Origin of the sequence: Asticcacaulis excentricus (assembly GCF_003966695.1) — a bacterium.
GTDB lineage: Bacteria > Pseudomonadota > Alphaproteobacteria > Caulobacterales > Caulobacteraceae > Asticcacaulis > Asticcacaulis excentricus_A.
In genome coordinates this window covers 885141-907614 of the sequence record NZ_AP018828.1, presented here as the reverse complement: position 1 = coordinate 907614, position 22474 = coordinate 885141, and the positions used below count along the sequence as shown (strand labels likewise).

Genomic DNA, 22474 nt, shown 5'->3' with positions numbered 1-22474 from the left:
TGTGAACGACTCGATTAACAAACACAATGGGCTTGGAACTATCACAAAATGGGTTAACAAGTGGCAATCGTCCGCCTTTGCGGGCATGGCTTTACCTTATTTACGGACCGCCGCATGACCAATTTGACGGATATCCGCAACCCCAAGCCTAAGCTGTGGGTGCGCTGGGTGCAGGTGCTGGCCTTTGTGGTGCCGCTGGTCATTGCCGGGCTGTGGATGTGGCAGGAGAATGAGCGCTGGCGCGGCGTCAAAATCTACAAGACGGCTTTTGACTACGAGTTGGCCTATGCCGAAATCGGTGTGCTGAAGTCACAGGTCTATGTGGCACAGGCCTATGATAACGGCTTTCAGGTCGAGAAGGACCCGGTCAAGGCTGTGGAATGGTACAAAAAAGCGGCAGCCCAGAGCCATGCCGAGGCGCAGTATCAGTTAGGGCGCCACTATCTCAGCGGCGAGGGGATTGCAAAAGACGAAAAGGAGGCCTTTGTCTGGGTGCAGCGCTCGGCCTTCAAGGACTATCCGCAGGGGCTGCTGCTGACGGGGCAGATGCTGTGCGAGGGGCGGGGTGTCGAGGCGAACTGTACGCGTGGGATCGACCTGATCCGCAAGGCCGCCGAAGCTGGCTTGCCCGAAGCGCAGAGCGAATGGGCGCGGCGGCTGGAGGCAGGCGAGGGCGTGAGCAAAGACCTGACTGAGGCCTATGTTTTCTATGCACTGGCGCACGAAGGACGCACCTGGCAGCAAAACCCGCCACCGGTATCGGCTGATCTGCAACGATTGACGCCGTTGATGACCAAGGCACAGCTTTCCGAGGCGGAAACGCGCTTTACCGAACGCCGACCGGAGCGGGTGCGACCGGGGCAAAATCAGGTGAAGTTTTAATAAGTTCCCTCCCCCGACACCAAGGGAGGGACTTGTTCTTTACCCCATAAATTCCGGCAGCCAGCGCTCATTGGCGGTTTTCAGTTCGCTTAAGGACAGCGACATCGTACCGGTCAGGCTGAGGTCAGAGCCGCCCGCCACGCCGATGGCCAGGGCCGGGACACCCGCTTCCGCGGCCTTGGCCAGCACCAGATGCGCCGAGGCTTCGTCCACCGCGATCAGGTAGCGCGCCTGATCTTCGGCAAAGGCAAAGATGTGGTCTTCGAGATCGGTGGGGTTTTTCAGCTCGATGCCGACGCCTGAGGCTGAGGCCATGTCAAAGGCCGCGGGCAGCAGGCCGCCGTCCGACAGGTCGTGCACAGCCTTGGCGGTTTTGGAGCGGATCAGGTCGCGCACAAAGTCGCCATTGCGCTTTTCGACGCTCAGATCGACCTTCGGCGGCGCCCCGGCTTCGATGCCGTGCACTTCGCGCAGGTAGAGAGACGAGCCCAGTTCACCCACGGTCTCGCCGACGAGGACCAGCACCTGACCGGCCTTCAGGGTATTGAAACCGACTCGCTGATCGTAGTCGGTCAGCAGGCCCACCGCGCCCACGGTTGGGGTCGGCGGGATGGCGACGCCATTGGTTTCGTTATACAGCGACACATTCCCTGACACGACGGGGAAGTTCAGTTCGCGGCAGGCTTCGGCCATGCCGTCGATGGCGCGCACGATCTGCCCCATGATCTTGGGGCGTTCCGGATTGCCGAAGTTCAGATTGTCAGTGATGGCGATAGGGTCGGCCCCTACGGCGGTCAGGTTGCGCCAGGCTTCGGCCACGGCCTGCTTGCCACCCTCATAGGGGTTGGCCTTGACGTAGCGCGGCGTGCAGTCCGAGGTGACGGCCAGCGCCTTTTTGGTGCCGTGGACGCGGACCATGCCGGCGTCCGAACCGGTCGCCGAGTCGGCCAGAGTGTCGGCCATGACGTGGCGGTCGTACTGTTCCCACAGCCAGCGCTTGGAGGCCATGTCCGGCGAGGCCAGAATCGCCAGCAGGGCATCACCGACCGGGGCCGCCGGCACCGAGGCGAGCGGCGCTTCCATATCGGGTTCGACCCACGGGCGATCGTACAGCGGTGCGTCGTCGCTCAGCGGGCCCAGCGGCAGGTCGCAGACGACCTCGCCCTTGTGCTTCAGAACGATATGGCCCGAGGTGTTGGTTTCGCCGATGACGGCGGCATCGAGGCCCCACTTTTCGAAGATACGATAACCGTCGTTTTCGCGGCCCGGCTTGAGGATGGCCAGCATCCGCTCCTGCGACTCCGACAGCATCATCTCATAGGCCGACATGTTCTCTTCGCGCTGCGGCACCTTGTCGAGGTCGAGCGTGATGCCAAGCCCGCCCTTACCGGCCATTTCAACCGACGAGGAGGTCAGGCCCGCAGCCCCCATGTCCTGAATGGCGGCAACGGCACCCGAAGCCATCAGCTCCAGCGTCGCTTCGATCAGCAGCTTTTCGGCGAAGGGGTCGCCCACCTGCACCGTCGGGCGCTTTTCTTCGGAGTCTTCCGAGAACTCTGCCGAGGACATGGTCGCGCCGTGGATGCCGTCGCGGCCCGTCTTGGAGCCGAAATAGACGACCGGCAGGCCGGGTTCCGGCGCGGCGGAATAGAAGATCTTGTCGGCATCGGCCAGGCCCACGCACATGGCGTTGACAAGGCAGTTGCCATTATAGCCTGCGTGGAAGTTGGTTTCGCCGGCTACGGTCGGCACGCCGACGCAGTTGCCGTAACCGCCGATGCCCGCGACCACGCCTTCGACGATGCGTTTGGTTTTGGGGTGAGACGGCTCACCGAAGCGCAGAGCGTTGAGCAGCGCCACCGGGCGCGCGCCCATGGTGAAGACGTCGCGCATGATGCCGCCTACGCCCGTCGCCGCGCCCTGATAGGGTTCGATATAGGAGGGGTGGTTATGGCTTTCCATCTTGAAGATGCAGGCCTGACCGTCGCCAATGTCGATGACCCCGGCGTTTTCGCCCGGTCCGCAGATGACGCGCTCACCCGTCACCGGGAATTTGCGCAGGTGCATGCGCGAGGATTTGTACGAGCAGTGCTCCGACCACATCACCGAAAACACGCCCAGCTCAACATAGTTGGGTTCGCGCCCCAGCCGGTCGAGGATGACCTGATATTCGTCGGGCTTCAGTCCGAACTCCGACGCATAGTCGGCCATGGACTTCTGGGTTTGGGTGGGGGCGGAGGATGTCGTGCTCATGGGCGCGCGTTTAGCGGATTCAGGTGCGCTTGTCACGCGATTGCCGGGCAAAAAAGGAGGTTTCGTTATCCCCGTCGCATGTTAAACAAGAGGGGTATTTCCGGGGGATTAAAATGAAACGTTTAGCTGCTGTTTTAGCTATGATGTTGGCGAGTGGCGGGCTTAACGCATCGCTATCGCTGGCACAGGAGACGACACCTGTAGCGCCGACTGCCGATGTCGCGGCGTTGAGTAAGGTGCTTTTACCGTTTGTTCCGCCCATGATCACCTTGTTGCCGAAGGACGTGACCGTCCAGTTGGGCGACATCAAGGAAGATACTGACTGGATCGAAATTCCGTACACATATACGCGTCCGGTGACCCTGAAATCGCCTATAAAGGGCGAAATGCTGGGCATCGAGGTCATGCCCGCAGGCACTACGGGTTTTGCGGCCGCGTGGGCGGGTGATCGGGTCCGGTTCTCCTGTTATTTTATTCGTCCGAATTTCAACAAGATCGATTACAGTTCACCGCAATGCTTCGGTGCGCATCCGTTTCGACAGGACCGTGTTTCACGCATGAAGTCCATGTCAAACATTCCGCTGACCTTCACCTACTCGACGGCGGACGGTTCCATTTTTCGTCTGCCGGAGCATGAGCCGCTGACGACGCCGTTCGATCACAGCTTCAAACTGAGCCTTCGGATCGGTGGCTGGAATAAAAAAGCGGTACGTATGCAGTGGTTTTCAGACGGTTACATGATCTTTGGAAGCGACCTGCCGCTTGACGCAGAAGGACGGGCGGTTTTACCCGTCAAAGGAGGGCAGATACGCCTGTCACGCCACTCGGACAACGCTAAGCTCACCTCTGTTGAGTTTATCCCTGCTTCCTGAGCCTTTGCACTGGGATAGAACTGGGCATTGGGATAGAAGCGGCCTTTAGGCACCACGTCTATTTTTCGTAAATGAACGGAAATTTGGGGCGGTCGTCTTTCATGCACGAGGTGTTCACAGCGGGATTGGCGGTTTGCAGAAACTGCGCCATCATTTTTTGCGCGCAGGCGCTGCCCTGAATCGTGTGCATCCGGTTGACGAAGGTATAGTTGCGCCCGTGGCTGAGGCGCTTGACGGCCTCATCCGACAACTCCGCCGGACAACCCGCGTCGATATCCGCCGACAGCATCAAAGTCGGAATGTTACTGGTCAGGGGCTGGTTTTCCACCGCCTCGGCGCGGCCTGTGGCAAAGGCCGGGCAGACCTCAAAGAAGCGCCGCGCATCGCGGGCGACGGACAGGGCGATCGGGTCGTTACGGTCGGTGGCCTCAAGCGCCGCCGGGTCTTCAAAGGCAAATTCCTCACGGCACAGGGTGGTGAAGAACTGGCCCTCGGTATAGCCCGCCTGTACCTTTTTGAAGGCGTCCAACGCGGCAAAATCGCCCTTCAGCAGGCGATCCAAGGTCAGCGGCAGGCTTCGCGCGCCGTGATCGCTGTAGAGTTCATCGAGCAGGAAGGCCCCGACTTCATCCGCCGTATAGGTCTGGCCGTTATGGGTGACCGGCGCGTCCAGCCACTGTTTCAGGCGGGCATCGAAGCGCGCCTCCAGATCGGGGAAGCGCTGACGGCAGGTGGCATCGTCGCGGCAATAGGCCAGTACCTGACGCACTTCACGCGACACCAGACCGGGCAGGGGGGCGGTGGCATTGGCCTCCGGGGGCCAGGTCGAGGAAAGGATGACGCTGCGCAGGCCTTCGGGGTCGTGCTGCATGACGGCCATGGCCACGCGCGTGCCGTAGGAGCCACCGAACAGGTTATAGCTGGTGATGTGCAGGGCCTGACGCAGGTCGCGTAGGTCCTGAGCAATAACGGCGGAATGATATTGCGACGTGTTCACGCCCTTGGCGCGCCAGTGCAGGGCGCAGGCTTTCAGCACCTCGACGCCCGCCGCGCTGGTCACACCGGCGTCGGACAGGGGGGCTTCGCCGCAATCGAGCGAGGGGGTCGATTGCCCGGTGCCGCGATGATCGAACAGGATCACATCGCGGTCGAGCGCGGTCTTGTCACCCTTGGCGATATAGGGTGCCGCCGCGACAATATCGCCGCCGGGGCCGCCGTGCAGATAGATCAGCGGATCGTGTTTTTTGTCCGGCGTGGCGGCACGGGCAATGACCACGGGAAAGCGGATGCGGCGGCCATTGCCGCTACCGCGCGCTTCTTCGACGACCATGTCGCCGCATTCGATGGCGCGGGTTGTGACGATGGTCTTGTAGGCGGCGGGGCAGGTTTTCGCGTGATAGCCCAGTGGCAGGTCGCTGGTCGCCGGCGTGTCGGGGAAGGGACTGGCCGCGGCGCACCCTGCCGTCAAAGCCACAATCGCTGAGACCCAAAATCCATTCCGGATACGCATAAAAAACCCCTTACCTGTCCGTGTGCCGGACGGACAGGTAAGGGGTTGCATTTGCAATCGTTTGTGTCAATCGGCCTTTGCGTCAGGCGGCCTGAAGCACGCGCATCAGGCTGTGGAACAGCGGTGCGCCGTCGGCCGAGCCCAGCGCCGGTTCAAAGGCGCGGTCCGGGTGCGGCATCATGCCCAGCACATTACCTTCGGCATTCATGATCCCGGCGATGTTGTTGACCGAGCCATTGGGGTTTTCGACGTAGCGGAACACGACCTGATTATTGTCTTCGATGGCTTTCAGGGTTTCGGCATCGGCGAAGAAGTTGCCGTCGCCATTGCCTTGGGTCATCCACACGCTCGCCTTGTCGCCATAGGCCGAGGTAAAGCGCGTATTGCGATTTTCAATCGTCAGTTCAATGGGTTTGCAGACGTACTTAAGACCGGCATTACGCATCAGCGCGCCCGGCAGCAGACCGGCTTCGCACAGGATCTGGAAGCCGTTGCAGATGCCGACGACCGAAACGCCGCGCTGTGCCGCCTTGACCACCTCAGCCATGACCGGCGACAGCGACGCCATCGCGCCGCAGCGCAGATAGTCGCCATAGGAGAAGCCGCCCGGCACGACGATCAGGTCGAGGCCCGCAGGGAGGCTCGTGTCCTGATGCCACACCATGCTGACTTGGGCCCCGGTCGTCACCTCGACCGCCACCTTGCAGTCGCGGTCGCAATTGGAACCCGGAAAGACGAGGACGGCGGCTTTCATCTTACGCGACCTCGATGCGGTAGGATTCGATGACCGTATTGGCCAGCAGCTTTTCGCACATGGACTTCACCTCGGCTTCGGCGGCGGCCTTGTCCGGGCTGTTCAGGTCGAATTCCAGCACCTTGCCAACGCGGACATTGGCGACATCGCTCCAGCCGGAGGTGCCCGCCAGCCCGTTAAGCGCGCCTTCGACCGCCTTGCCCTGAACGTCGAGAACGCCCGCCTTGAGGAAGATATGAACCGTGGCTTTCATCTTTTCACTTCGTTTAAGAGAGTAAGCAAAAAAGTCCACCGTCACCGATGGACTTAAGGGAGGAGATTACTGCGCACCGCCCTCAATGACGCGGGGCATGTCCTTCATGATCCCAAGGCGCTTGGCGACCTCGGTATAGGACTCGATCACGTCGCCCAGATCGCGGCGGAAGCGGTCCTTGTCCAGCTTTTCGCCCGACTGCGTGTCCCACAGACGGCACGAATCGGGGCTGATCTCGTCGGCAAGGATGACGCGCGAGAACTCGCCCTCGAACAGGCGACCGAACTCGATCTTGAAATCGACCAGGGTGATGCCGACGGCGGCGAACATGCCGCACAGGAAGTCATTGACGCGCAGCGTCATGGCCAGAATATCGTCGATTTCCTGCGTCGTGGCCCAGTTGAAGGCCGTGATGTGCTCTTCCGTAATCATGGGATCGCCCATCTCATCGTTCTTGTAGTAGAACTCGATGATGGACCGCGGCAACTGCTGGCCTTCGGGCAGGTTGAAACGCTTGGCCATCGAACCGGCGACGACATTGCGGCAGACGACTTCCAACGGGATGATCTCGACTTCGCGGATCAGTTGTTCCCGCAGGTTCAGGCGCTTGATGAAGTGGTTTTGCACGCCGATCTGCGTCAGGCGGGTCATCACGAACTCGCTGATGCGGTTGTTGATGACGCCCTTGCCTTCGAGCTGGGCCTTCTTCTCGCCGTTGAAGGCGGTGGCGTCGTCCTTGAAGTATTGGACCAGCGTACCGGGCTCAGGGCCTTCGTACAGGATCTTGGCCTTGCCTTCGTAAATCTTCTTGCGGCGGGTGGTCATGGCGCCATCTCCAGAAAGGGCAGCGCATGTGCAGACGTCGGAATAGTCAAACCGTCCGGGCCAGCCGGTGAGGGGTGTCGGGGAGGGTTTGAAAAGGGCGTCTGACGCACGGCTGTGAAAGAGGCATCCCAAGGATGCGATTGGGTGCAGCCAATAATCAAAAACTTTTGTGATGTAAATGACGGTTTGTGTTGCGCGGGGTCATGGCGCGCATTAAAACCAGAAGGACAAGTGAGGTTTATCCCTATGACGACGTTTGATGACCGATCCAAAGGTTTCGAAGCGCAGTTCGCCCACAACGAAGAATTTGAATTCAAGGCTGTGGCGCGCCGTAACCGCATGATCGGCCTGTGGGCTGGCGAAAAAATGGGCCTGTCCGGCGACAATCTCGAAAACTACGCCAAGGCCGTGGTGCGCGCCGATTTCGAGCAACCGGGCGAGGAAGACGTGATTCGCAAGGTGCTGGGTGACCTGACCGCCTCCAACATCCCGGTGCGCGAGACAGAGGTGCGAACCAAGGTGGTCGAGTTTCTGGCTCAGGCCCGTGAAGCTCTCAAAAACGAGCAGTAGAATACGAACCCGGCTCACAAGGCCGGGTTTTTTAATGCTGGGGGTGGGGATGCTGAAATGGATTGGACGCGGCGTTTTTTATGCGGTCATCCTGATTAACGCAGGGTTGATGTTTTATTCGTTTTCCGTCGCGTCAAAGGTCACGGTGCGCAATATATCCTCCCCTCGCGCTGACTATACTATTCCCTACGAAACGCATGGGGGGACCGTATACATCAATGCGCAGGAGGACAGGATTGTGAATACGCTGTCTAAGGCCGTATTTGCAGTCAGTTTTGTAGTCATAGCTGTTGGGCTTGTGGTCAAAAGGGTGCGAGAGCTTCGTTAGCCTTTAACATCCGTTATTATGCGCTACCTGATGAATCGCCCGGTGACCGCAAACCGTGGCGCGCCGGCATAGGCGGCCAGAGAGGCCACCGAGCGCGGCTGATCCCCGGCATAAAGCGCCAGATCGTTGAGGCGTGGCATGATGCCGCCTTCGATATCGCCTGATGGTGAATGGAACAGGATCTGCCCGCCCCAGTCCGAGCGCCAGTCGTGCGTGAAGTTCCATTCAAAGGTCAGGGCTGCCTGTGCGTCCGTATGCATGGTGAAGAAGTCGCCGGGGCGGTAGCCGGTGGCGATCAGGCTTTGCAGTTTCAGCCCCGACAGCCCGGTCAGGTTTTCGCAGAAGGCCGCAAATTCCGCAGACCACAAAAGTTTAGCCAGTGCAAACAGCGGATGGTCTTCGCCGAGGTTTACCAACGCCTCTTTTGAGGTCAGGTCGTAGCCCAGATGCAGGAAGCTTAAGCCCGTCTGGGCGCGCTCGGCGGCGGCGGCGAGGCGGTCCTGAATCTCCGACGGATTGAGCGTCTCAAGCTCGGTGCGCGACAGGATGTCCGGTTGGCCTTCGCTATCGACCAGATGCAGTTCCCACAGGGTCTGCTGCTCCAGCGCGTGATGAACGGCGTGGGCGTCTTCGTGCGACAGGGCCCCTTCGAGCCGGATGCGGCCCTTGCGCGCAAAACGGTCGCGGTAGCCGGCAAAATCAAAGGCGTCGGTCAGAAGGGAAAGGGACATGGGGAACCTTTGGAATGCCAGTCACAGGTGAGGACCCCCACCACCGCATCTCACTTGCGGTTCGTGCGGTCCCCCTCCCCAGCAAGCTGGGGAGGTATGATTTAACTACGCCCCAAACACGCGGGCGAAGATCGTATCGACGTGCTTGGTGTGGTAGCCGAGGTCAAAGAAGGGCTCAAGCTCTTCGCGGGTGAAGAATTTCGACACGTCCTCGTCGGCGCTGAGGAAGTCGAGGAAGTTGCCTTCGCCACGCCAGACGCGCATGGCGTTGCGCTGAACTGCCGAATAGCTGTCTTCGCGCGACATGCCCTTTTGCGTCAGGGCCAGCAGCACGCGCTGCGAGTGGACGAGGCCGCCCAGTCGGTCGAGGTTCTTCTGCATGTTTTCCGGATAAACCATCAGGTTTTCCATGACGCCCGCCAGACGACGCAGGGCAAAGTCCAGATGCACACAGGCGTCCGGCGCGATGCCGCGCTCGACGGAGCTATGCGAGATATCGCGTTCGTGCCACAGGGCGACGTTTTCCATAGCCGGGACGACGGCCGAGCGCACCAGACGCGCCAGACCGGTCAGGTTTTCGGTCAGAACGGGGTTGCGCTTATGCGGCATGGCCGATGAGCCCTTTTGCCCCTTGGAGAAGAATTCTTCGGCCTCCAGCACTTCGGTGCGTTGCAGGTGGCGGATTTCCACAGCCAGACGCTCGATGGACGAGGCCACGACGCCCAGCGCCGCGAAGAAGGCGGCGTGACGGTCGCGCGGGATGACCTGGGTCGAGACGGGCTCGACGCTCAGGCCCATCTTTTCGGCCACATAGGCTTCGACTTCGGGCGAGACATTGGCGAAGGTGCCGACCGCGCCGGAAATGGCGCAGGTCGAGATTTCCTCACGCGCGACCTCAAGGCGCTTTTTGGCGCGAACGAATTCGGCGTAGTAGCCGGCCAGTTTCAGGCCAAAGGTCACCGGCTCGGCGTGGATGCCGTGCGAACGCCCCACCGTCGGCGTAAATTTATGCTCAAGGGCGCGCTTTTTCAGCGCCGCCAGCACCAGATCAACGCCTTCGATCAGCAGGTCGGCCGAACGCTGAAGCTGAACCGCGAAACAGGTATCAAGCACGTCCGAAGAGGTCATGCCCTGATGCAGGAAGCGCGCTTCGGGGCCGACGATTTCCGAGACGTGGGTCAGGAAGGCGATGACGTCGTGCTTCACCGTCCGTTCGATCTCGTCGATGCGATCCGAATCGAACTGCGCATCCTTACCTTTGGCCCACAGGGTTTCGGCGGCCTCGGTCGGGATGACCCCCAGTTCGGCCATCTTGGTCGCGGCGTGGGCCTCGATTTCGAACCAGATCTTGTACTTGGTCGAAGGGTCCCAGATGGCGGCGGCGTCCTGACGGGAATAACGGGGGATCATGGCAAGGTCCGGTCTGAGAGAGAAAAGCGGGATAAAATGGTCGCGGTTCTGTTGGGCGGATGCGTCCTCTGAGTCAAGATTTAAATGTACTTTTCGCGCCGGGCAGGGTTTGTTAGGACAACGCAGTGACAGCGCTGACATAGGCGCGGAGATTGAGGGAGAAACGGTATGAAACAAGCGCTTTTAGCGGGCGTTGTGATGACCTGCCTGGGGGGCGTGGCGATGGCTCAGCCGAGCTTGCCGCGGCCCTATCAGCACCACTATATGGAATTTCCGACGCTCAATCAGACCGGGTTTCAGCCGGATTCGCCCAAAATCGCCGTCTATGCCGTGCCCGAAGACGCGCCCGCTGGCAAGGCATGGCCCGCCATCGACTGGGTGGTGAAGGACGCGGCCAATACGGTCGTGCTGTCCGGACGCAGCGAACCGTTCGGTCTCAATGCCGGGTCGGGCAAGGTGGTGTACCAGATTGACTTTTCCGCTCTGAAGACACCCGGTAGCGGCTATGTGGTCGGGGTGAAAAACGGCGACACCTATAAGGTCAGCACGCCTTTCGACATTCGCGTGGACGTCTATCAATCATTGAAATATGACGCGCTGGCCTTCTTCTATCACCAGCGGGCCAGCGTACCTATCGAAGCGAAATACGTCGGTGAGCGCTTTGCCCGACCTGTGGCGCATGAAAAAGAGATCGTTACCTGCTGGGGGCCGAAGGATTATCGCGGCAATGACTGGGGCGGTTGCCCCTACACGCTGGATGTGTCCAAAGGCTGGTACGATGCCGGGGATCACGGCAAGTACGTGGTCAATGGCGGTATCGCCGTGTGGACGCTGATGAACGCCTATGAGGGGGTGCAGGCGCGCGGCGACCGCAGCTTTGACGATGGGCGAGTGAAGATTCCCGAAGCGGGTAACGGCAAAAATGACCTGCTGGATGAGGTGCGCTTTGAAATGGACTTCCTGCTGGCCATGCAGGTGCCGGACGGACAGACCCTGACTCTGCCCTTAGGAGATCAGCGCAAGTCTCTGGATAAGCTCACCTTTACCCGTGTCGATGCGTCAGGCATGGCGCATCACAAAATGCACGACGAGCACTGGACCGCCATACCCACGCCGCCGCATCTCGATAAGGAAAAGCGCGGCCTCAGCTATCCCTCGACGGCGGCGACGCTCAATCTGGCGGCGACGGCGGCGCAGTGCGCGCGGGTGTTCAAAGGCGTGGACGACGCCTATGCCGACCGCTGTCTGACGGCGGCCAAAAAGGCCTATGCCGCCGCGAAGCGCGTGCCCGATGCCTATGCCATCGACGTGCTGCGGGGCGGCGGCGGGGGCTATGGCGACGGCCACCTCAGCGACGAGTTCTACTGGGCGGCCGCGGAGCTTTATGCCACCACGGGTGAGGCGGCCTATGCGGAGGATGTGAAGGCCTCGCCGCACCATCTGACGGCTACGGATTTCAGTTGGGGCAAGACGGATACGCTGGGCACCCTGACACTGGCAACGGTGGACACGCCCCTGCGGTCGGCGGCGCGTCAGGCGGTTGTCGCCCGCGCGGCGTTGATGCGGACAGAAACGGGCGGGCAGGGCTATCATATCGCCTTCAACAAGCCCTATGTCTGGGGCTCTACGGCCGATTTTATGAACCGGGCCATGCTGTTCGCCTACGCGGCGGATGTCAGCGGCGACGCGGCCTATCGCGCCGAAGCCGTCAATTTGATGGATTATGTTCTGGGGCGTAACCCACTGAATTTCAGTTATGTTTCGGGGTATGGCGAGCGCGCCATGCAGCATCCGCATCATCGCTTCTGGGCCAATGATGGTACCTTGCCGCCCCCGCCGCCCGGCGTCATAGCGGGCGGACCCAATCAGAACTCGTCGGATACGGATGCCAGGGCCCGCCTGAAAGGCTGCGCCCCGCAGACCTGTTACGTTGACCATATCGGCAGCTATTCCACCAACGAAGTGGCCGTGAACTGGAACGCGCCGCTGTTCTGGGTGGCCGCGTGGCTGGATGGCACGCGCAATTGACAGGTTTTGAACAGGGTTAATTTACTCGAAAGACGCGAGTCAGGTTGGCGGGAGGGTTAATAAGGCGTTAAAGTCGCTCCAACTGATTTGTATGTGAGGGTGCTGAGATGAGGAACTGGACGCTGAACACCGGCGTGTCGCTGATGGCGCTGGCGGTCATGGCGTGTGGTACGGGCGCGTGGGCGGCTAAGCCCGCGGTTAAACCGGCGTCCCCGGTCCTGAAGGACACGCCCTCTGCCTATGGCGCATCGGGCGCGCAAGGCGTCTATATGGGCGAGGCCAAGGCCCCGGTTGTCAGCCCGGCGTCGGCGAAGGCGGACTGCCCCGATGGCGCTGTGGGTGGTGACCATCCGGACCTGCCGCCAGCGGTGGTCAAGGAGGCCCGTCCCAACCAGTGCTATACCCGTCTGATGAAGCCGCCAGTGCTGGAAACCTATGCCGAAAAGGTGCTGGTGGAGCCGGAGCGCGTCGAAACCCGCGCGGTGCCTGAGGAATGGCGCTGGGCGGAGCGTCAGGTGGTCGATCAGCCGCAACGCGTCGAGCGCAAGGTGATCCCCGCCGTGACGCGCAAGGTGATGGAAGAGCGCGTGGTGCAACCCGCCACGTGGCGCGAGGAACCCGTGCCGCCCGTTTTCGAAAAGCGCACGGAAAGCGTCATGGTGCGCCCGGCGCGTCAGGAATGGGTGCGCTCCGAAGGGATTGCTACGGGTGCGGCGCTGGTTACTCCCGGCGATCATCAGCCTGTGCGTTATCGCGCCGATGGTATGCTCACCTGGCCCGGCAAGGAGCCGGTGGCGATTCAGGGCAGCGCCGAAACGACCGAGTACCTGCAAAAGGGCTCGGCCCAGACGATCTGGTGCCTGAAAGAGGTGCCCGCTGAGTATAAGCAGGTCGAACGCATGGTCGAGGTGCAGCCGGCGACGGTGCGCCGTATCAAGGTCCCGGCCAGGGTCGAAAAGGTCGAGCGGGTCATTGTCGAGCGCGAGGAGCAGGTCATCGAAAAGGTGATCCCGGCCACCTATCGCACGGAAAAGTATAAGGAAGTCATCAAACCGGCACGCACCGAATCCTATACGGTCGCCCCCGTTTACAAGACGGTGGACAAGACGCGCGCGGTGAAGGCCCCTGAGCCTGTGTGGCGTGAAGTCCTGTGTGAACGCAATACCACCCCGGCCAAGATCAAGGCCCTTCAGGTGGCCCTGAAACAACGCGGCTACGATCCCGGCCCGGCCGATGGTACGCTGGGCACCAAGACCGTGGCGGCCATGCAGAAGTTTCAGGCCGATCAGGGCCTGCCACAGGGTCAGATTTCGGTCGAGGCCGCCGAAGCCCTGGGCGTGAAGATACATTAGGATGGGGAGGGCCGGTGCAGGGGGCACCGGCCTTTTTTGCATCTGGCGTGTCACCAAATGGCCGGTTTCTGCGTATAGTCATCTGTAATGCCAACGACCGAAGATGCTGATCGCATCCGGTCGTTGAAAGCTCGCGAATATCTCATCTGTATCAGCGACATGAGATATTCGCGAAACGCATACCAAGGGTCATTTTCAATGACCTTGGTATAACTCACGGAGACTGCCCATGTTGATCCGCCACGCCGCCGACCTGACTGAAAACGACGTCACCCCAAAGGATATCTATCTCCGGCGGCGCGAGATCATGGCGGCGGGGATCGGTTTCGGGCTGGGGCTGGCCGGAACGGCCGCGCAAGCCGCGCAGGTGACGGGCAAGCTGAGCGCCAAACGCACCTTCTGGACTAATGAGACGCCGACCGACCTCGAAGCCGTGACGGGCTACAACAACTTCTATGAGTTTGGCACCGACAAGCTGGAGCCGGTCAAATACGCCTCGGCCCTGACCACACGGCCGTGGACGGTGAAGCTCGACGGCGACTGCGCCAAACCCCAGACGATCGACATCGAAACCCTGCTCAAGGGCGCGCTGGAGGAACGGATTTACCGGCTGCGCTGTGTCGAAGGCTGGTCGATGGTCATTCCGTGGATCGGTATTCCGCTGGCCGAGGTCATCAAGCGCGCCGAACCTCTGTCGAAGGCCAAATATGTGGCCTTTGAAACGGCGCTGCGGCCCAAGGAGATGCGCGGTGTGTCCGACCGCATCCTGCAATGGCCCTATGTTGAGGGGTTGCGCATGGATGAGGCGATGAACCCGCTGGCCCTGCTGGCCGTCGGGCTCTATGGCGACCTGTTGCCTAATCAGAACGGGGCGCCGATCCGGTTAGTCGTGCCGTGGAAGTACGGGTTCAAATCCATCAAATCCATCGTGCGGATTTCCTTCACCACGCGCGAGCCGCCGACCTCGTGGAACCGTTATGCGCCGCGGGAATACGGCTTCTATTCCAATGTGAACCCGCAGGTGGATCATCCGCGCTGGTCGCAGGCGACCGAGCGCCGCATTGGCGAATTCAAGCGCCGCCCGACCCTAATGTTCAACGGCTATGCCGACAATGTCGCGCACCTCTATGCCGGCATGGATCTGAAAAAGTATTACTGATGAAGGCCAAGCGCGGGTTTACGCCGGATATCGCCCTGATCTGCGCCCTGTGCCTGTTGCCGGTGTTGTGGCTGCTGTGGCGGTTTTTCCAGAACGATCTGGGTGTTAATCCGGTCGAGACGGTGGTGCGGCAACTGGGGGTGTGGGGGTTGCGGTTGCTGGTGCTGGGCCTGGCCCTGACGCCTCTGGCGCGTTTGTTGCGGCAGGGGCGGCTGATCCGCTGGCGACGGCCCATCGGTCTGTTTGCCTTTGGCTATGTGACGCTGCACCTCATGAGCTATGTGGTCATCGACCAGTATTTCGACTGGGCGCAAATCTGGTCGGATATCCTCAAGCGGCCCTACATCACTTTTGGGATGGTAGCCTTTGTGCTGCTGATCCCGCTGGCGCTGACCTCGTTCAATGCGGCGATCCGGCGGCTGGGCGGGGTGGTGTGGCGGAATCTCCACCGGCTGATCTATGTGATCGTGCCGCTGGGGGCCTTGCACTACTTCCTGCTGGTCAAGGCCGACAAGACGATGCCGCTGGTCTATGCGGCGATTATCGCCATCCTGCTGGGCTGGCGCGTCTGGGAATGGGCGAGGAAGAAGGTTTAGCCACCAAAGAAAAGCACGAACGGCAGAGGCTTAACTGATACCAACGGCCGAAGATGCTGACCGCATCCGGCCGTTGTGAACTCGAGAATTTCTCATATGTATTAGAAACATGAGAAATTCTCGAACGGAATACCAAGAGTCATTTCCAATGACCCTTGGTATGACCCATTGGTGAAATGTGGCTTTACCTGTTTCAAAGCATTTTTCAAAGCGCTTCAATCGGGATGTCTGAAAACGCCTTTTTCGTGCTTTTTCGTGTTTTTCGTGGCCAGACGTTTAAATCGCGCCGACCTGTTTCATGCTCAGCACGCCTTCGCGGCCAACGATCAGGTGGTCATGGATAGCAATTTTCAGCGGTTTCCCGGCGGCGATAATGGCCTTGGTCATGTCGATATCGCCCTGCGACGGCATGGGGTCGCCGGACGGGTGGTTGTGGACCAGAATCACCGATGAGGCCGACAGCTCCAGTGCCCGGCGCATGATTTCGCGCGGATAGGCCGGGGCGTGATCGACCGTGCCGTAGTTCATGATCTCATCGGCGATGAGCTGGTTCTTCTTGTCGAGGAACAGCAGGCGAAACTGCTCGCGCGGTTCGTGCGCCAGCGTCACGCGCAGGTACGACAACAGCGCCTGCCAGCTTGAAATGACCGTTGAGCGTTTCAATGGCTCTGCCATCAGGCGGCGCGTCGCTTCGAACATCAGTTGCAGATCGAGCGCGATGTCCGGCGTCATCTTCAGCGACCGGCCCTTGTTGTCGAGCGCCGACACCTGAAGCATGTCCTCCAGTGGGGCCGACAGCACGGCGGACAGGCTGCCGAACCGGCTCAACAGCGCCTTGGCCAGCGGCTTGACGTCGCGTTGCGGGATGGAGCGAAACAGACACAGCTCCAGCACCTCGTAATCGGGCAGAACCGACGTCCCGCCGCGCCGCGCCCGGTCGCGCAGCCGCTGACGATGGCCCCCATGCTCAGGCAAGGCGGGGTCGGACAGTGTGGTTTCGCTTGTTGGTGGCTCCCCCTCAGCCATGTTCAGTGTCTCAGCTCAGCGGTTGGGGGCGGAACTTGTCCGAGGCCGTGAAGATTTCCAGCCCGTCCCTGGTCACGCCGATACTGTGTTCACACTGCGCCGTCAGCGACTTGTCGCGCGTCACGGCGGTCCAGCCGTCACTGAGCACCTTCACCTCCGGGCGGCCGAGGTTGATCATCGGCTCGACCGTGAAGAACATACCTTCTTCCAGCACCGGGCCAGTACCCGCGCGGCCAAAGTGCAGGACATTGGGGTTGTCGTGGAAGACCTGCCCCAGACCGTGTCCGCAGAAGTCGCGCACCACACTGCACCGCTGGGCTTCGGCGTATTTCTGGATGGCGTGGGCGATGTCGCCGAAGGTGTTGCCGGGCTTGATCTGCGCCAGACCCAGATGCAGCGACTCATAGGTCACATCGACCAGACGCCGGGCCTTGGCATTGACATTGCCGACCTCATACATGCGCGAGGTATCGCCATGCCAGCCGTCGATGATGGCGGTGACGTCAATATTGACGATATCGCCGTCTTTCAGCGTCTTGGCTTCGGACGGGATGCCGTGACAAACGACGTGGTTGGGCGAAATACACACGGTGTGCATATAGCCGCGATAGAAGACGCAGGCCGGCAGCGCGCCGTGGTCGAAGATAAACTCCCGCGCCAGATCATCGAGATAGGAGGTCTTCACGCCGGGCACCACATAGGGGATCAGCATGTCGAGGCAGTCGGCGGCGACCTTGCCGGCGCGGCGCATACCTTCGAAGCCTTCGGGCCCGTGGATTTTGATACGGTCGGTGCGTGTGATGTAATCGCTATCTGTGGTCATAGCGGCAATATAGTCCCTGTGTCCGCAAATGGCTAGGCTCCGTACACCGCTCTGTCCACGTTAAATCGTTAACCGATTATTGACCTTTGGCTGAGGCGTCTCAAATATGAAAGCGCCGGATCGGGTGCTGATTCGGGCTGTGGAGTAGGGTCATGTCGAACGCGCGTATTCTGGTTTTTGGCAACGAAAAGGGCGGGGCGGGGAAGTCCACCGTCGCCATGCACGTGGCGGCAGCCTTGCTGCATCAGGGCAAGCGCGTCGCCATTATTGACCTCGACCTGCGGCAGCGCTCGCTGGCGCACTTTTTCGAGAACCGTAAAAAGTGGGCGGCGGCCAATGAAAAGATCCTGCCGCATGCCGTCGAGCCGTTTCTGCACAAGAACCCGGCTGAGCTGGTCAAGGTGCCGGATGCCGAGGCCAAGGCCGCCTTTGATCGCGCGCTGAGCGAAGCGATCGATGTGGCCGACTATGTGATTATCGACACGCCGGGCGGTGACAGTTTTCTCTCGCGCCGTGCCCACGCGGTGGCGCACGTCATCATCACGCCGATGAACGACAGCTTTATCGACTTTGACCTGCTGGGGCAGGTCGATCCGGTGACGCTCGACGTCAAACGCCCGTCCATCTACGCCGAAACCGTGTGGAATTCGCGCAAGGTACGCGCCACCTGGGACGGCAAGACCATCGACTGGATCGTGCTGCGCAACCGCCTCGCCACCAATCAGGCACGCAATGCCAAACGTATCGACGACCGGCTTCAGGCGCTGGGCAAGCGGATCGGCTTCCGCGTTGCGGCGGGCTTGCGCGACCGCGTGCTGTACCGCGAACTGTTCCCATTTGGGTTAACGGTGCTCGACCTCAGCGAGGACATCAAGCCCGTGGCCGTGTCCATGGCACACGTGTCGGCGCGCGCCGAAATCCGCGCCGTCATGCTGGCGCTCGATCTCGAAAACGCGGCGGCGGTGTCGGAACAGTTGACGGAACTGGGGCCTCAGCTAGAAACGGACGAGGACGATTTCGAAGCGGCGGAGTAATTCCCCCGCCGTCCGGAAAGCGCGCCCGTGTATCTGATTATTGCCACCGCTGCCGCCTTTGCCCTGCTGGTCTGGGTCGGCCGCCAGTCGCGTCTGGGAAAGATCAAACCCGGACCGTGGATCAGGCAAAAGCGCGCCCTGATCGCCGTAGGGGCCGTGGCCGTGGCCATGGCGGGCGTGATTTGCGTGGCGCGAGGGCAATATATTCTGGCCAGCATTCTGGTGTCCATCGCCTTTGCCATGGCGGGCGGGGCGCGGTATCGCTCTGAGCCCAGACCGGCGGGGGCGTGGACACAGGCCGAGATCGAGGCCTATCGCACCTTGGGGCTGGAGGTCGGGGCCGATCGCCGCGCCATAGTGAAGGCTTGGAAACAGCGCATGAAGGCGGCACACCCGGATCAGGGCGGTTCGGACGCGCTGGCGGCGAAGCTCAACGCGGCGCGCGATACCTTATTGAAGCGCAGGTGAAATCATTCAAAGGCTTGGCGGAATAAGCGCATATTCCACACCACCGCATCTCGCCTTCGGCTTGCGTGGCCCGTCGCTCGCGGAAACTATTCTGTCTTTATGTTATACCCAGAAAGCTGGGGGCTATGGTTTTACGAGTTCACGCTATACTGCATTTTGTCAACTTCGGCAGAGACGCGACATAATAGTTCGGCCAGAGACATATCTATGTCTTCTATTTCTTTAGCAGCCTGAACCCCAATAATTATTTCTGATAATCTGCCTCTATCTGTAGTTTTTTTCGTGTCTAATTGGATTAAATATTCCAATTGATTGAATATAGATGTGAGCACCTTGAAGGTCCGGGTTCCTTTCCCTCAGGCTATTTGTTTCTGCCAGCGCAATTTCAAAAAGTGAAAGCCGATTTATGGTAGCCTCCTGTAGCCATTGAGCAGGTTGGCGTCGAAGACACCCAACGCCCTAACCTTACGACTTCACCACCATGCAATCGAGACGCTTGGCCTCGATGGCCTTGCAGGCCTTTTGCGCCTCGGCCTTGGTCATGTCGATAAAGCGCGTGCGATAGCGGCCGGCGTCGTTTTCCGACACGTCGGTTTCAAAACCTTTGAGGGACGGGAAGCGCTTCTTGATGTCCTTGGCCCAGTCGGCGGCCAGCGACTTCTGCTTGAAGGCCCCGACCTGCACCGCCCAGATGGCGTCCGGGTCTTTCTTCTTTTTCTTCGCCGCGGCCTTCTCCTCTGCGGCCTTTTCGGCCTTGCTAAGCGCGGCGACCACGGCCGGGGCCTTGGCGGTGCCGGACAGGCGCTGCACGGTGGTGCCATCCTCGTCGTCCTGCGCGTCAAGGGCGGCCAACAGGGCGTTGGAATCGCCCACCACCTGATATTTGGGGGCCATGGCGCTGCGGAATTCGTTCTGGGCCACGACGATCTGCTCACCCTTTTCACGGCGGGCAAAGACATCAAAGCCGGTATTCATCAGGGTGCTGACGTGTTCGCGGCGCTGTGCCTTGTTCGAGCCGCCCAGCATGACGGCGATCAGGCGGTGATTGCCCTTGCGCTGCGACGCGACAAGGTTGTAGCCGGCGGCATTGATAAAGCCGGTCTTCATGCCATCGACGCCGGGATAGGCCAGCAGCGGATTGTGGTTCGAATAGGTGCGGCCATTGAACTGCACCGACCGCACGTGGAAATATTCGTAATATTGCGGGAAGTCGCGCATGACCGCGCGCGCCAGAACCGCGAAGTCGCGCGCCGAAGACACCTGACGCGAATCGGGCAGGCCCGAGGCATTGACGAAGTTGGAGCGCGTCATGCCCAGCTCCTGCGCCTTGACGGTCATCAGGGCGGCAAAGCGCTGCTCCGAGCCGCCGATATGCTCACCGAGCGCGGCGGCCAGATCGTTGGCGGAGTAGGCGGCGATCAGGCGCATGGCCATATCAACCGTGATGGTGTCGCCGGCTTTCAGACCCGACTTGGTAGGCGGCATGGACGCGGCGTAAGCGGAGAGGGTGATGACGTCATCGGGCTTCAGGCGGCCCTGCGCCATCTCCTCAAATGCCATGTAGAGCGTCATGATCTTGGTCAGTGAGGCGGGGTAGCGCGGCGAATCGGCGCGCATGGCGTAAAAGACTTCACCGGATTGCGCATCGACCACGATGGCCGCATAGCGGTCGCTGTCGGCGGGGTCCTGAGCGCGGGCGGGCGATACGACCAGCACGCCAATCAGCGCCAGAGCCGTAGCGGTCGCCGCCAGCATGGCCCGCAGATTGACCGCTTTCGCCGCGACCCTGACCGGGTTCCGTATCGGGGCCGTGTGAGACATTTTTTGACGCATTCGCATATCCCGCTTTTACGCTGCTACTGACTGAACGGCGACAAAACGCCGCAAGGGGAGGTATTTTGGATGCCCGCGCCACCCGGCTAAAAGACAAGGCCTGCCCTAGTCGGGACGCGAAGGTGACATAAGACCATGGAAAACCAGGCCTGTCAGCCTCAATTCATTCATCCTTAATCAGAACGCCCGATTTCCTTACCAGTGTCTTACAAGAGCGCGCATTTTTGGCCAAAATGCGCCCGGATTCGTCCACAGGGTGAGGAAACCGCATCACAATCGCGTTAGGTTTTTGTGCGCTGCACAATATTTATTGACCTCATACTGCATATGCGTTATACACAGGGTCATTACGGGCAACGCCTCACCCGCGACGCGCATGGCCCGGTTTGCGGAAACCCCGCCTAACCCTGAGTGGAGAGACTGCCATGGTGGATACCGAAACCTACAAGGCGACCGTCGAAAAAGTGACCGCCGCTTCCAACCAAGCCTTCAAGGACGGCGTTGAAAAGACGCTCGGTGCCCTGAACGAAGTCAACACCCTGTCGAAGGCCAATGTTGAGGCCGTCGTCGAAAGCCTGACCGCCGCCACCAAGGGCGCGGAAACGGTCGGCGCGCAGGCCGCGGCCTACACCAAGAAGAGCTGGGAAGAGGCCGTTACGGCTGCCAAGACCCTGTCTTCGGCCAAGTCGGTGCAGGAAGTGATCGAGCTTCAGTCGTCCTACGCCAAGTCGGCGCTCGAAGCCTATGTGTCGGAAATGAACGCCCTGACCGAGACCCTGTCGGCCTCGTTCAAGGACACCTTCAAGCCGCTGAACGCGCGCATGACGGCGACCGTCGAAAAGTTCCAGTCCTACCGTTAAAGCGCTTTCCGAAAAGTGTGACGCACTTTTCGGATAAAAAAGCGCGTTAAACCAAAAAATTAGATCGTATTTCGATTCAATCTGAACGAAATACGATCTAATCGACGGTACGGTCTGAAAAAGATCAATCCCCGCAGGCAACTGCGGGGATTTTTTTGTTTTGGCCACGAGGGTAATTTGGCCACGAAAAACACGAAAAGCTGGAAAAGGCTGCGGGGCCAGATGCGCCGGGTCGGCGCTGTCAGTTTTCCGGCAACAGTATGTCGGGCGTTTCACGCAACGTATCTGTGGTCTGAGGTTCGTGCTTTTGGTGCTTTTAGTGGCTAAACCTCGTTGGCCGCCCAGCCCATGCCTTGCGCCGGGCCGTCGGTCGGGCGCAGAGGCTTGCTCATGAAGATCACGTCCAGCCAGCGGTCGAACTTATAGCCGGCCTTCGGCAGCTTGCCCGTGTGTTCAAAGCCTGCCTGTTCATGCAGGCGGATCGAGCCCGTATTTTCGGCGTCACCGATCACGGCGTACATGGCGTAGAAACCGGCCTCGGTTGAGGCCGCCATCAGGGCGCTGAGCAGGGCCTTGCCCACGCCCTTGCCCTTGTGCGCGGGGTGGACATAGATGCTGTCCTCGACCCCGTAGCGATAGGCGATACGCGCGCGAAACGGCGAGGCATAGGCATAGCCGATGACGCTATCGCCTTCGGTCGCCACCAGATAGGGCAGGTTCATGTCCCGCAATTCCTGCCAGCGCGCCCGCATGGCGTCCTCGCCCGGCGGTACGATATCGAAGGTGCCGGTGCCGTTCAGCACCCCGTCCTCATAGATTTCGGCTATGGCGGGAAAATCAGCGGCCTCGGCCGGGCGAATATCGGTCATGCTTAGGTCTCAAACAATCGCCTCCCCATGCCTGAGGC

General features: G+C 60.5%; 23 protein-coding genes. 11 read left to right on the top strand and 12 right to left on the bottom strand.

The genetic code is table 11. From position 1 onward, the window contains the following. The first annotated feature begins 114 nt into the window (after nucleotides 1-114). Complete coding sequence (locus tag EM6_RS15325) at nucleotides 115-882, top strand: tetratricopeptide repeat protein (RefSeq protein ID WP_126423991.1); 768 nt, start codon at nucleotides 115-117, stop codon at nucleotides 880-882. A 39-nt stretch (nucleotides 883-921) separates the two neighbouring features. On the opposite strand, the gene purL is transcribed toward EM6_RS15325, so the two are convergent. Beyond that, the gene (gene purL / locus EM6_RS15320; RefSeq protein ID WP_126423990.1) at nucleotides 922-3135 is read right to left on the bottom strand and encodes a phosphoribosylformylglycinamidine synthase subunit PurL; all 2214 of its coding nucleotides are present in this window, start codon (nucleotides 3133-3135) and stop codon (nucleotides 922-924) included. A gap of 113 nt (nucleotides 3136-3248) precedes the next feature. Here purL and EM6_RS15315 point away from each other — a divergent pair, with 113 nt between their 5' ends. Next, nucleotides 3249-4007 (top strand): hypothetical protein, encoded by a 759-nt coding sequence (locus tag EM6_RS15315; RefSeq protein ID WP_126423989.1) that lies wholly within the window; start codon nucleotides 3249-3251, stop codon nucleotides 4005-4007. A 58-nt stretch (nucleotides 4008-4065) separates the two neighbouring features. On the opposite strand, the gene EM6_RS15310 is transcribed toward EM6_RS15315, so the two are convergent. From EM6_RS15310 to purC, 4 genes are all read right to left on the bottom strand, one after another. After that, the gene (locus EM6_RS15310; RefSeq protein WP_126423988.1) at nucleotides 4066-5517 is read right to left on the bottom strand and encodes an alpha/beta fold hydrolase; all 1452 of its coding nucleotides are present in this window, start codon (nucleotides 5515-5517) and stop codon (nucleotides 4066-4068) included. A gap of 82 nt (nucleotides 5518-5599) precedes the next feature. Further along, nucleotides 5600-6271 (bottom strand): phosphoribosylformylglycinamidine synthase subunit PurQ, encoded by a 672-nt coding sequence (purQ, locus tag EM6_RS15305; protein WP_126423987.1) that lies wholly within the window; start codon nucleotides 6269-6271, stop codon nucleotides 5600-5602. Nucleotide 6272: 1 nt separating this feature from the next. Then, on the bottom strand, nucleotides 6273-6524 hold the full coding sequence (gene purS, locus EM6_RS15300; protein ID WP_126423986.1) for a phosphoribosylformylglycinamidine synthase subunit PurS: 252 nt from the start codon (nucleotides 6522-6524) through the stop codon (nucleotides 6273-6275). Between the two features lie 66 nt (nucleotides 6525-6590). Continuing rightward, nucleotides 6591-7349 carry a phosphoribosylaminoimidazolesuccinocarboxamide synthase gene (gene purC, locus EM6_RS15295; protein ID WP_126423985.1) on the bottom strand — a complete coding sequence of 253 codons (759 nt, stop codon included), beginning with the start codon at nucleotides 7347-7349 and terminating at the stop codon, nucleotides 6591-6593. Nucleotides 7350-7595: 246 nt separating this feature from the next. On the opposite strand from purC, the gene EM6_RS15290 reads away from it, so the two are divergent. Together EM6_RS15290 and EM6_RS15285 are read left to right on the top strand one after the other, a co-directional pair. Continuing rightward, on the top strand, nucleotides 7596-7919 hold the full coding sequence (locus EM6_RS15290; RefSeq protein ID WP_013480523.1) for a DUF1476 domain-containing protein: 324 nt from the start codon (nucleotides 7596-7598) through the stop codon (nucleotides 7917-7919). Between the two features lie 49 nt (nucleotides 7920-7968). Then, nucleotides 7969-8247 (top strand): hypothetical protein, encoded by a 279-nt coding sequence (locus EM6_RS15285; RefSeq protein WP_126423984.1) that lies wholly within the window; start codon nucleotides 7969-7971, stop codon nucleotides 8245-8247. Between the two features lie 23 nt (nucleotides 8248-8270). Here the strand turns inward: EM6_RS15285 and EM6_RS15280 are convergent, their stop codons facing one another. Both EM6_RS15280 and purB read right to left on the bottom strand, forming a co-directional pair. Further along, a complete protein-coding gene (locus EM6_RS15280; protein ID WP_126423983.1) occupies nucleotides 8271-8978 on the bottom strand; it encodes a 2OG-Fe(II) oxygenase family protein in 708 nt (235 codons plus the stop codon). Nucleotides 8979-9083: 105 nt separating this feature from the next. After that, nucleotides 9084-10388 (bottom strand): adenylosuccinate lyase, encoded by a 1305-nt coding sequence (gene purB / locus EM6_RS15275; protein WP_126423982.1) that lies wholly within the window; start codon nucleotides 10386-10388, stop codon nucleotides 9084-9086. Nucleotides 10389-10556: 168 nt separating this feature from the next. Between purB and EM6_RS15270 the strand changes: the two genes are divergently transcribed. The 4 genes from EM6_RS15270 to EM6_RS15255 all read left to right on the top strand — a co-directional run bounded on the left by EM6_RS15270 (nucleotide 10557) and on the right by EM6_RS15255 (nucleotide 15523). Next, nucleotides 10557-12416, top strand: coding sequence for a glycoside hydrolase family 9 protein (locus EM6_RS15270; protein WP_126423981.1), 1860 nt, complete (start codon nucleotides 10557-10559; stop codon nucleotides 12414-12416). 107 nt (nucleotides 12417-12523) lie between these two features. Next, complete coding sequence (locus EM6_RS15265; RefSeq protein WP_126423980.1) at nucleotides 12524-13768, top strand: peptidoglycan-binding domain-containing protein; 1245 nt, start codon at nucleotides 12524-12526, stop codon at nucleotides 13766-13768. A gap of 229 nt (nucleotides 13769-13997) precedes the next feature. Further along, nucleotides 13998-14927: a protein-methionine-sulfoxide reductase catalytic subunit MsrP gene (gene msrP / locus EM6_RS15260; RefSeq protein ID WP_126423979.1), complete on the top strand. Its 930-nt coding sequence runs from the start codon at nucleotides 13998-14000 to the stop codon at nucleotides 14925-14927. Continuing rightward, nucleotides 14927-15523 (top strand): sulfite oxidase heme-binding subunit YedZ, encoded by a 597-nt coding sequence (locus tag EM6_RS15255; protein ID WP_126423978.1) that lies wholly within the window; start codon nucleotides 14927-14929, stop codon nucleotides 15521-15523. The genes msrP and EM6_RS15255 overlap by 1 nt, the downstream gene beginning before the upstream one ends. Before the next feature lie 276 nt (nucleotides 15524-15799). Here the strand turns inward: EM6_RS15255 and radC are convergent, their stop codons facing one another. Next, complete coding sequence (radC, locus tag EM6_RS15250) at nucleotides 15800-16549, bottom strand: RadC family protein (RefSeq protein WP_126423977.1); 750 nt, start codon at nucleotides 16547-16549, stop codon at nucleotides 15800-15802. A gap of 10 nt (nucleotides 16550-16559) precedes the next feature. Beyond that, complete coding sequence (gene map / locus EM6_RS15245; RefSeq protein ID WP_126423976.1) at nucleotides 16560-17372, bottom strand: type I methionyl aminopeptidase; 813 nt, start codon at nucleotides 17370-17372, stop codon at nucleotides 16560-16562. A gap of 152 nt (nucleotides 17373-17524) precedes the next feature. Here map and EM6_RS15240 point away from each other — a divergent pair, with 152 nt between their 5' ends. Both EM6_RS15240 and EM6_RS15235 read left to right on the top strand, forming a co-directional pair. Beyond that, nucleotides 17525-18406 carry a division plane positioning ATPase MipZ gene (locus tag EM6_RS15240; RefSeq protein ID WP_126423975.1) on the top strand — a complete coding sequence of 294 codons (882 nt, stop codon included), beginning with the start codon at nucleotides 17525-17527 and terminating at the stop codon, nucleotides 18404-18406. A 27-nt stretch (nucleotides 18407-18433) separates the two neighbouring features. After that, nucleotides 18434-18874: a molecular chaperone DnaJ gene (locus EM6_RS15235; protein WP_232037144.1), complete on the top strand. Its 441-nt coding sequence runs from the start codon at nucleotides 18434-18436 to the stop codon at nucleotides 18872-18874. A gap of 131 nt (nucleotides 18875-19005) precedes the next feature. Here the strand turns inward: EM6_RS15235 and EM6_RS17780 are convergent, their stop codons facing one another. Next, on the bottom strand, nucleotides 19006-19206 hold the full coding sequence (locus tag EM6_RS17780; protein WP_172961276.1) for an immunity protein Tsi6 family protein: 201 nt from the start codon (nucleotides 19204-19206) through the stop codon (nucleotides 19006-19008). Nucleotides 19207-19339: 133 nt separating this feature from the next. Continuing rightward, nucleotides 19340-20695: a D-alanyl-D-alanine carboxypeptidase gene (locus EM6_RS15230; protein ID WP_232037143.1), complete on the bottom strand. Its 1356-nt coding sequence runs from the start codon at nucleotides 20693-20695 to the stop codon at nucleotides 19340-19342. A 437-nt stretch (nucleotides 20696-21132) separates the two neighbouring features. On the opposite strand from EM6_RS15230, the gene EM6_RS15225 reads away from it, so the two are divergent. Next, the gene (locus EM6_RS15225) at nucleotides 21133-21567 is read left to right on the top strand and encodes a phasin family protein (protein ID WP_126423973.1); all 435 of its coding nucleotides are present in this window, start codon (nucleotides 21133-21135) and stop codon (nucleotides 21565-21567) included. Between the two features lie 323 nt (nucleotides 21568-21890). Here EM6_RS15225 and EM6_RS15220 read toward each other — a convergent pair whose 3' ends face one another. Further along, complete coding sequence (locus EM6_RS15220; RefSeq protein WP_126423972.1) at nucleotides 21891-22436, bottom strand: GNAT family N-acetyltransferase; 546 nt, start codon at nucleotides 22434-22436, stop codon at nucleotides 21891-21893. Nucleotides 22437-22474 lie beyond the last annotated feature (38 nt).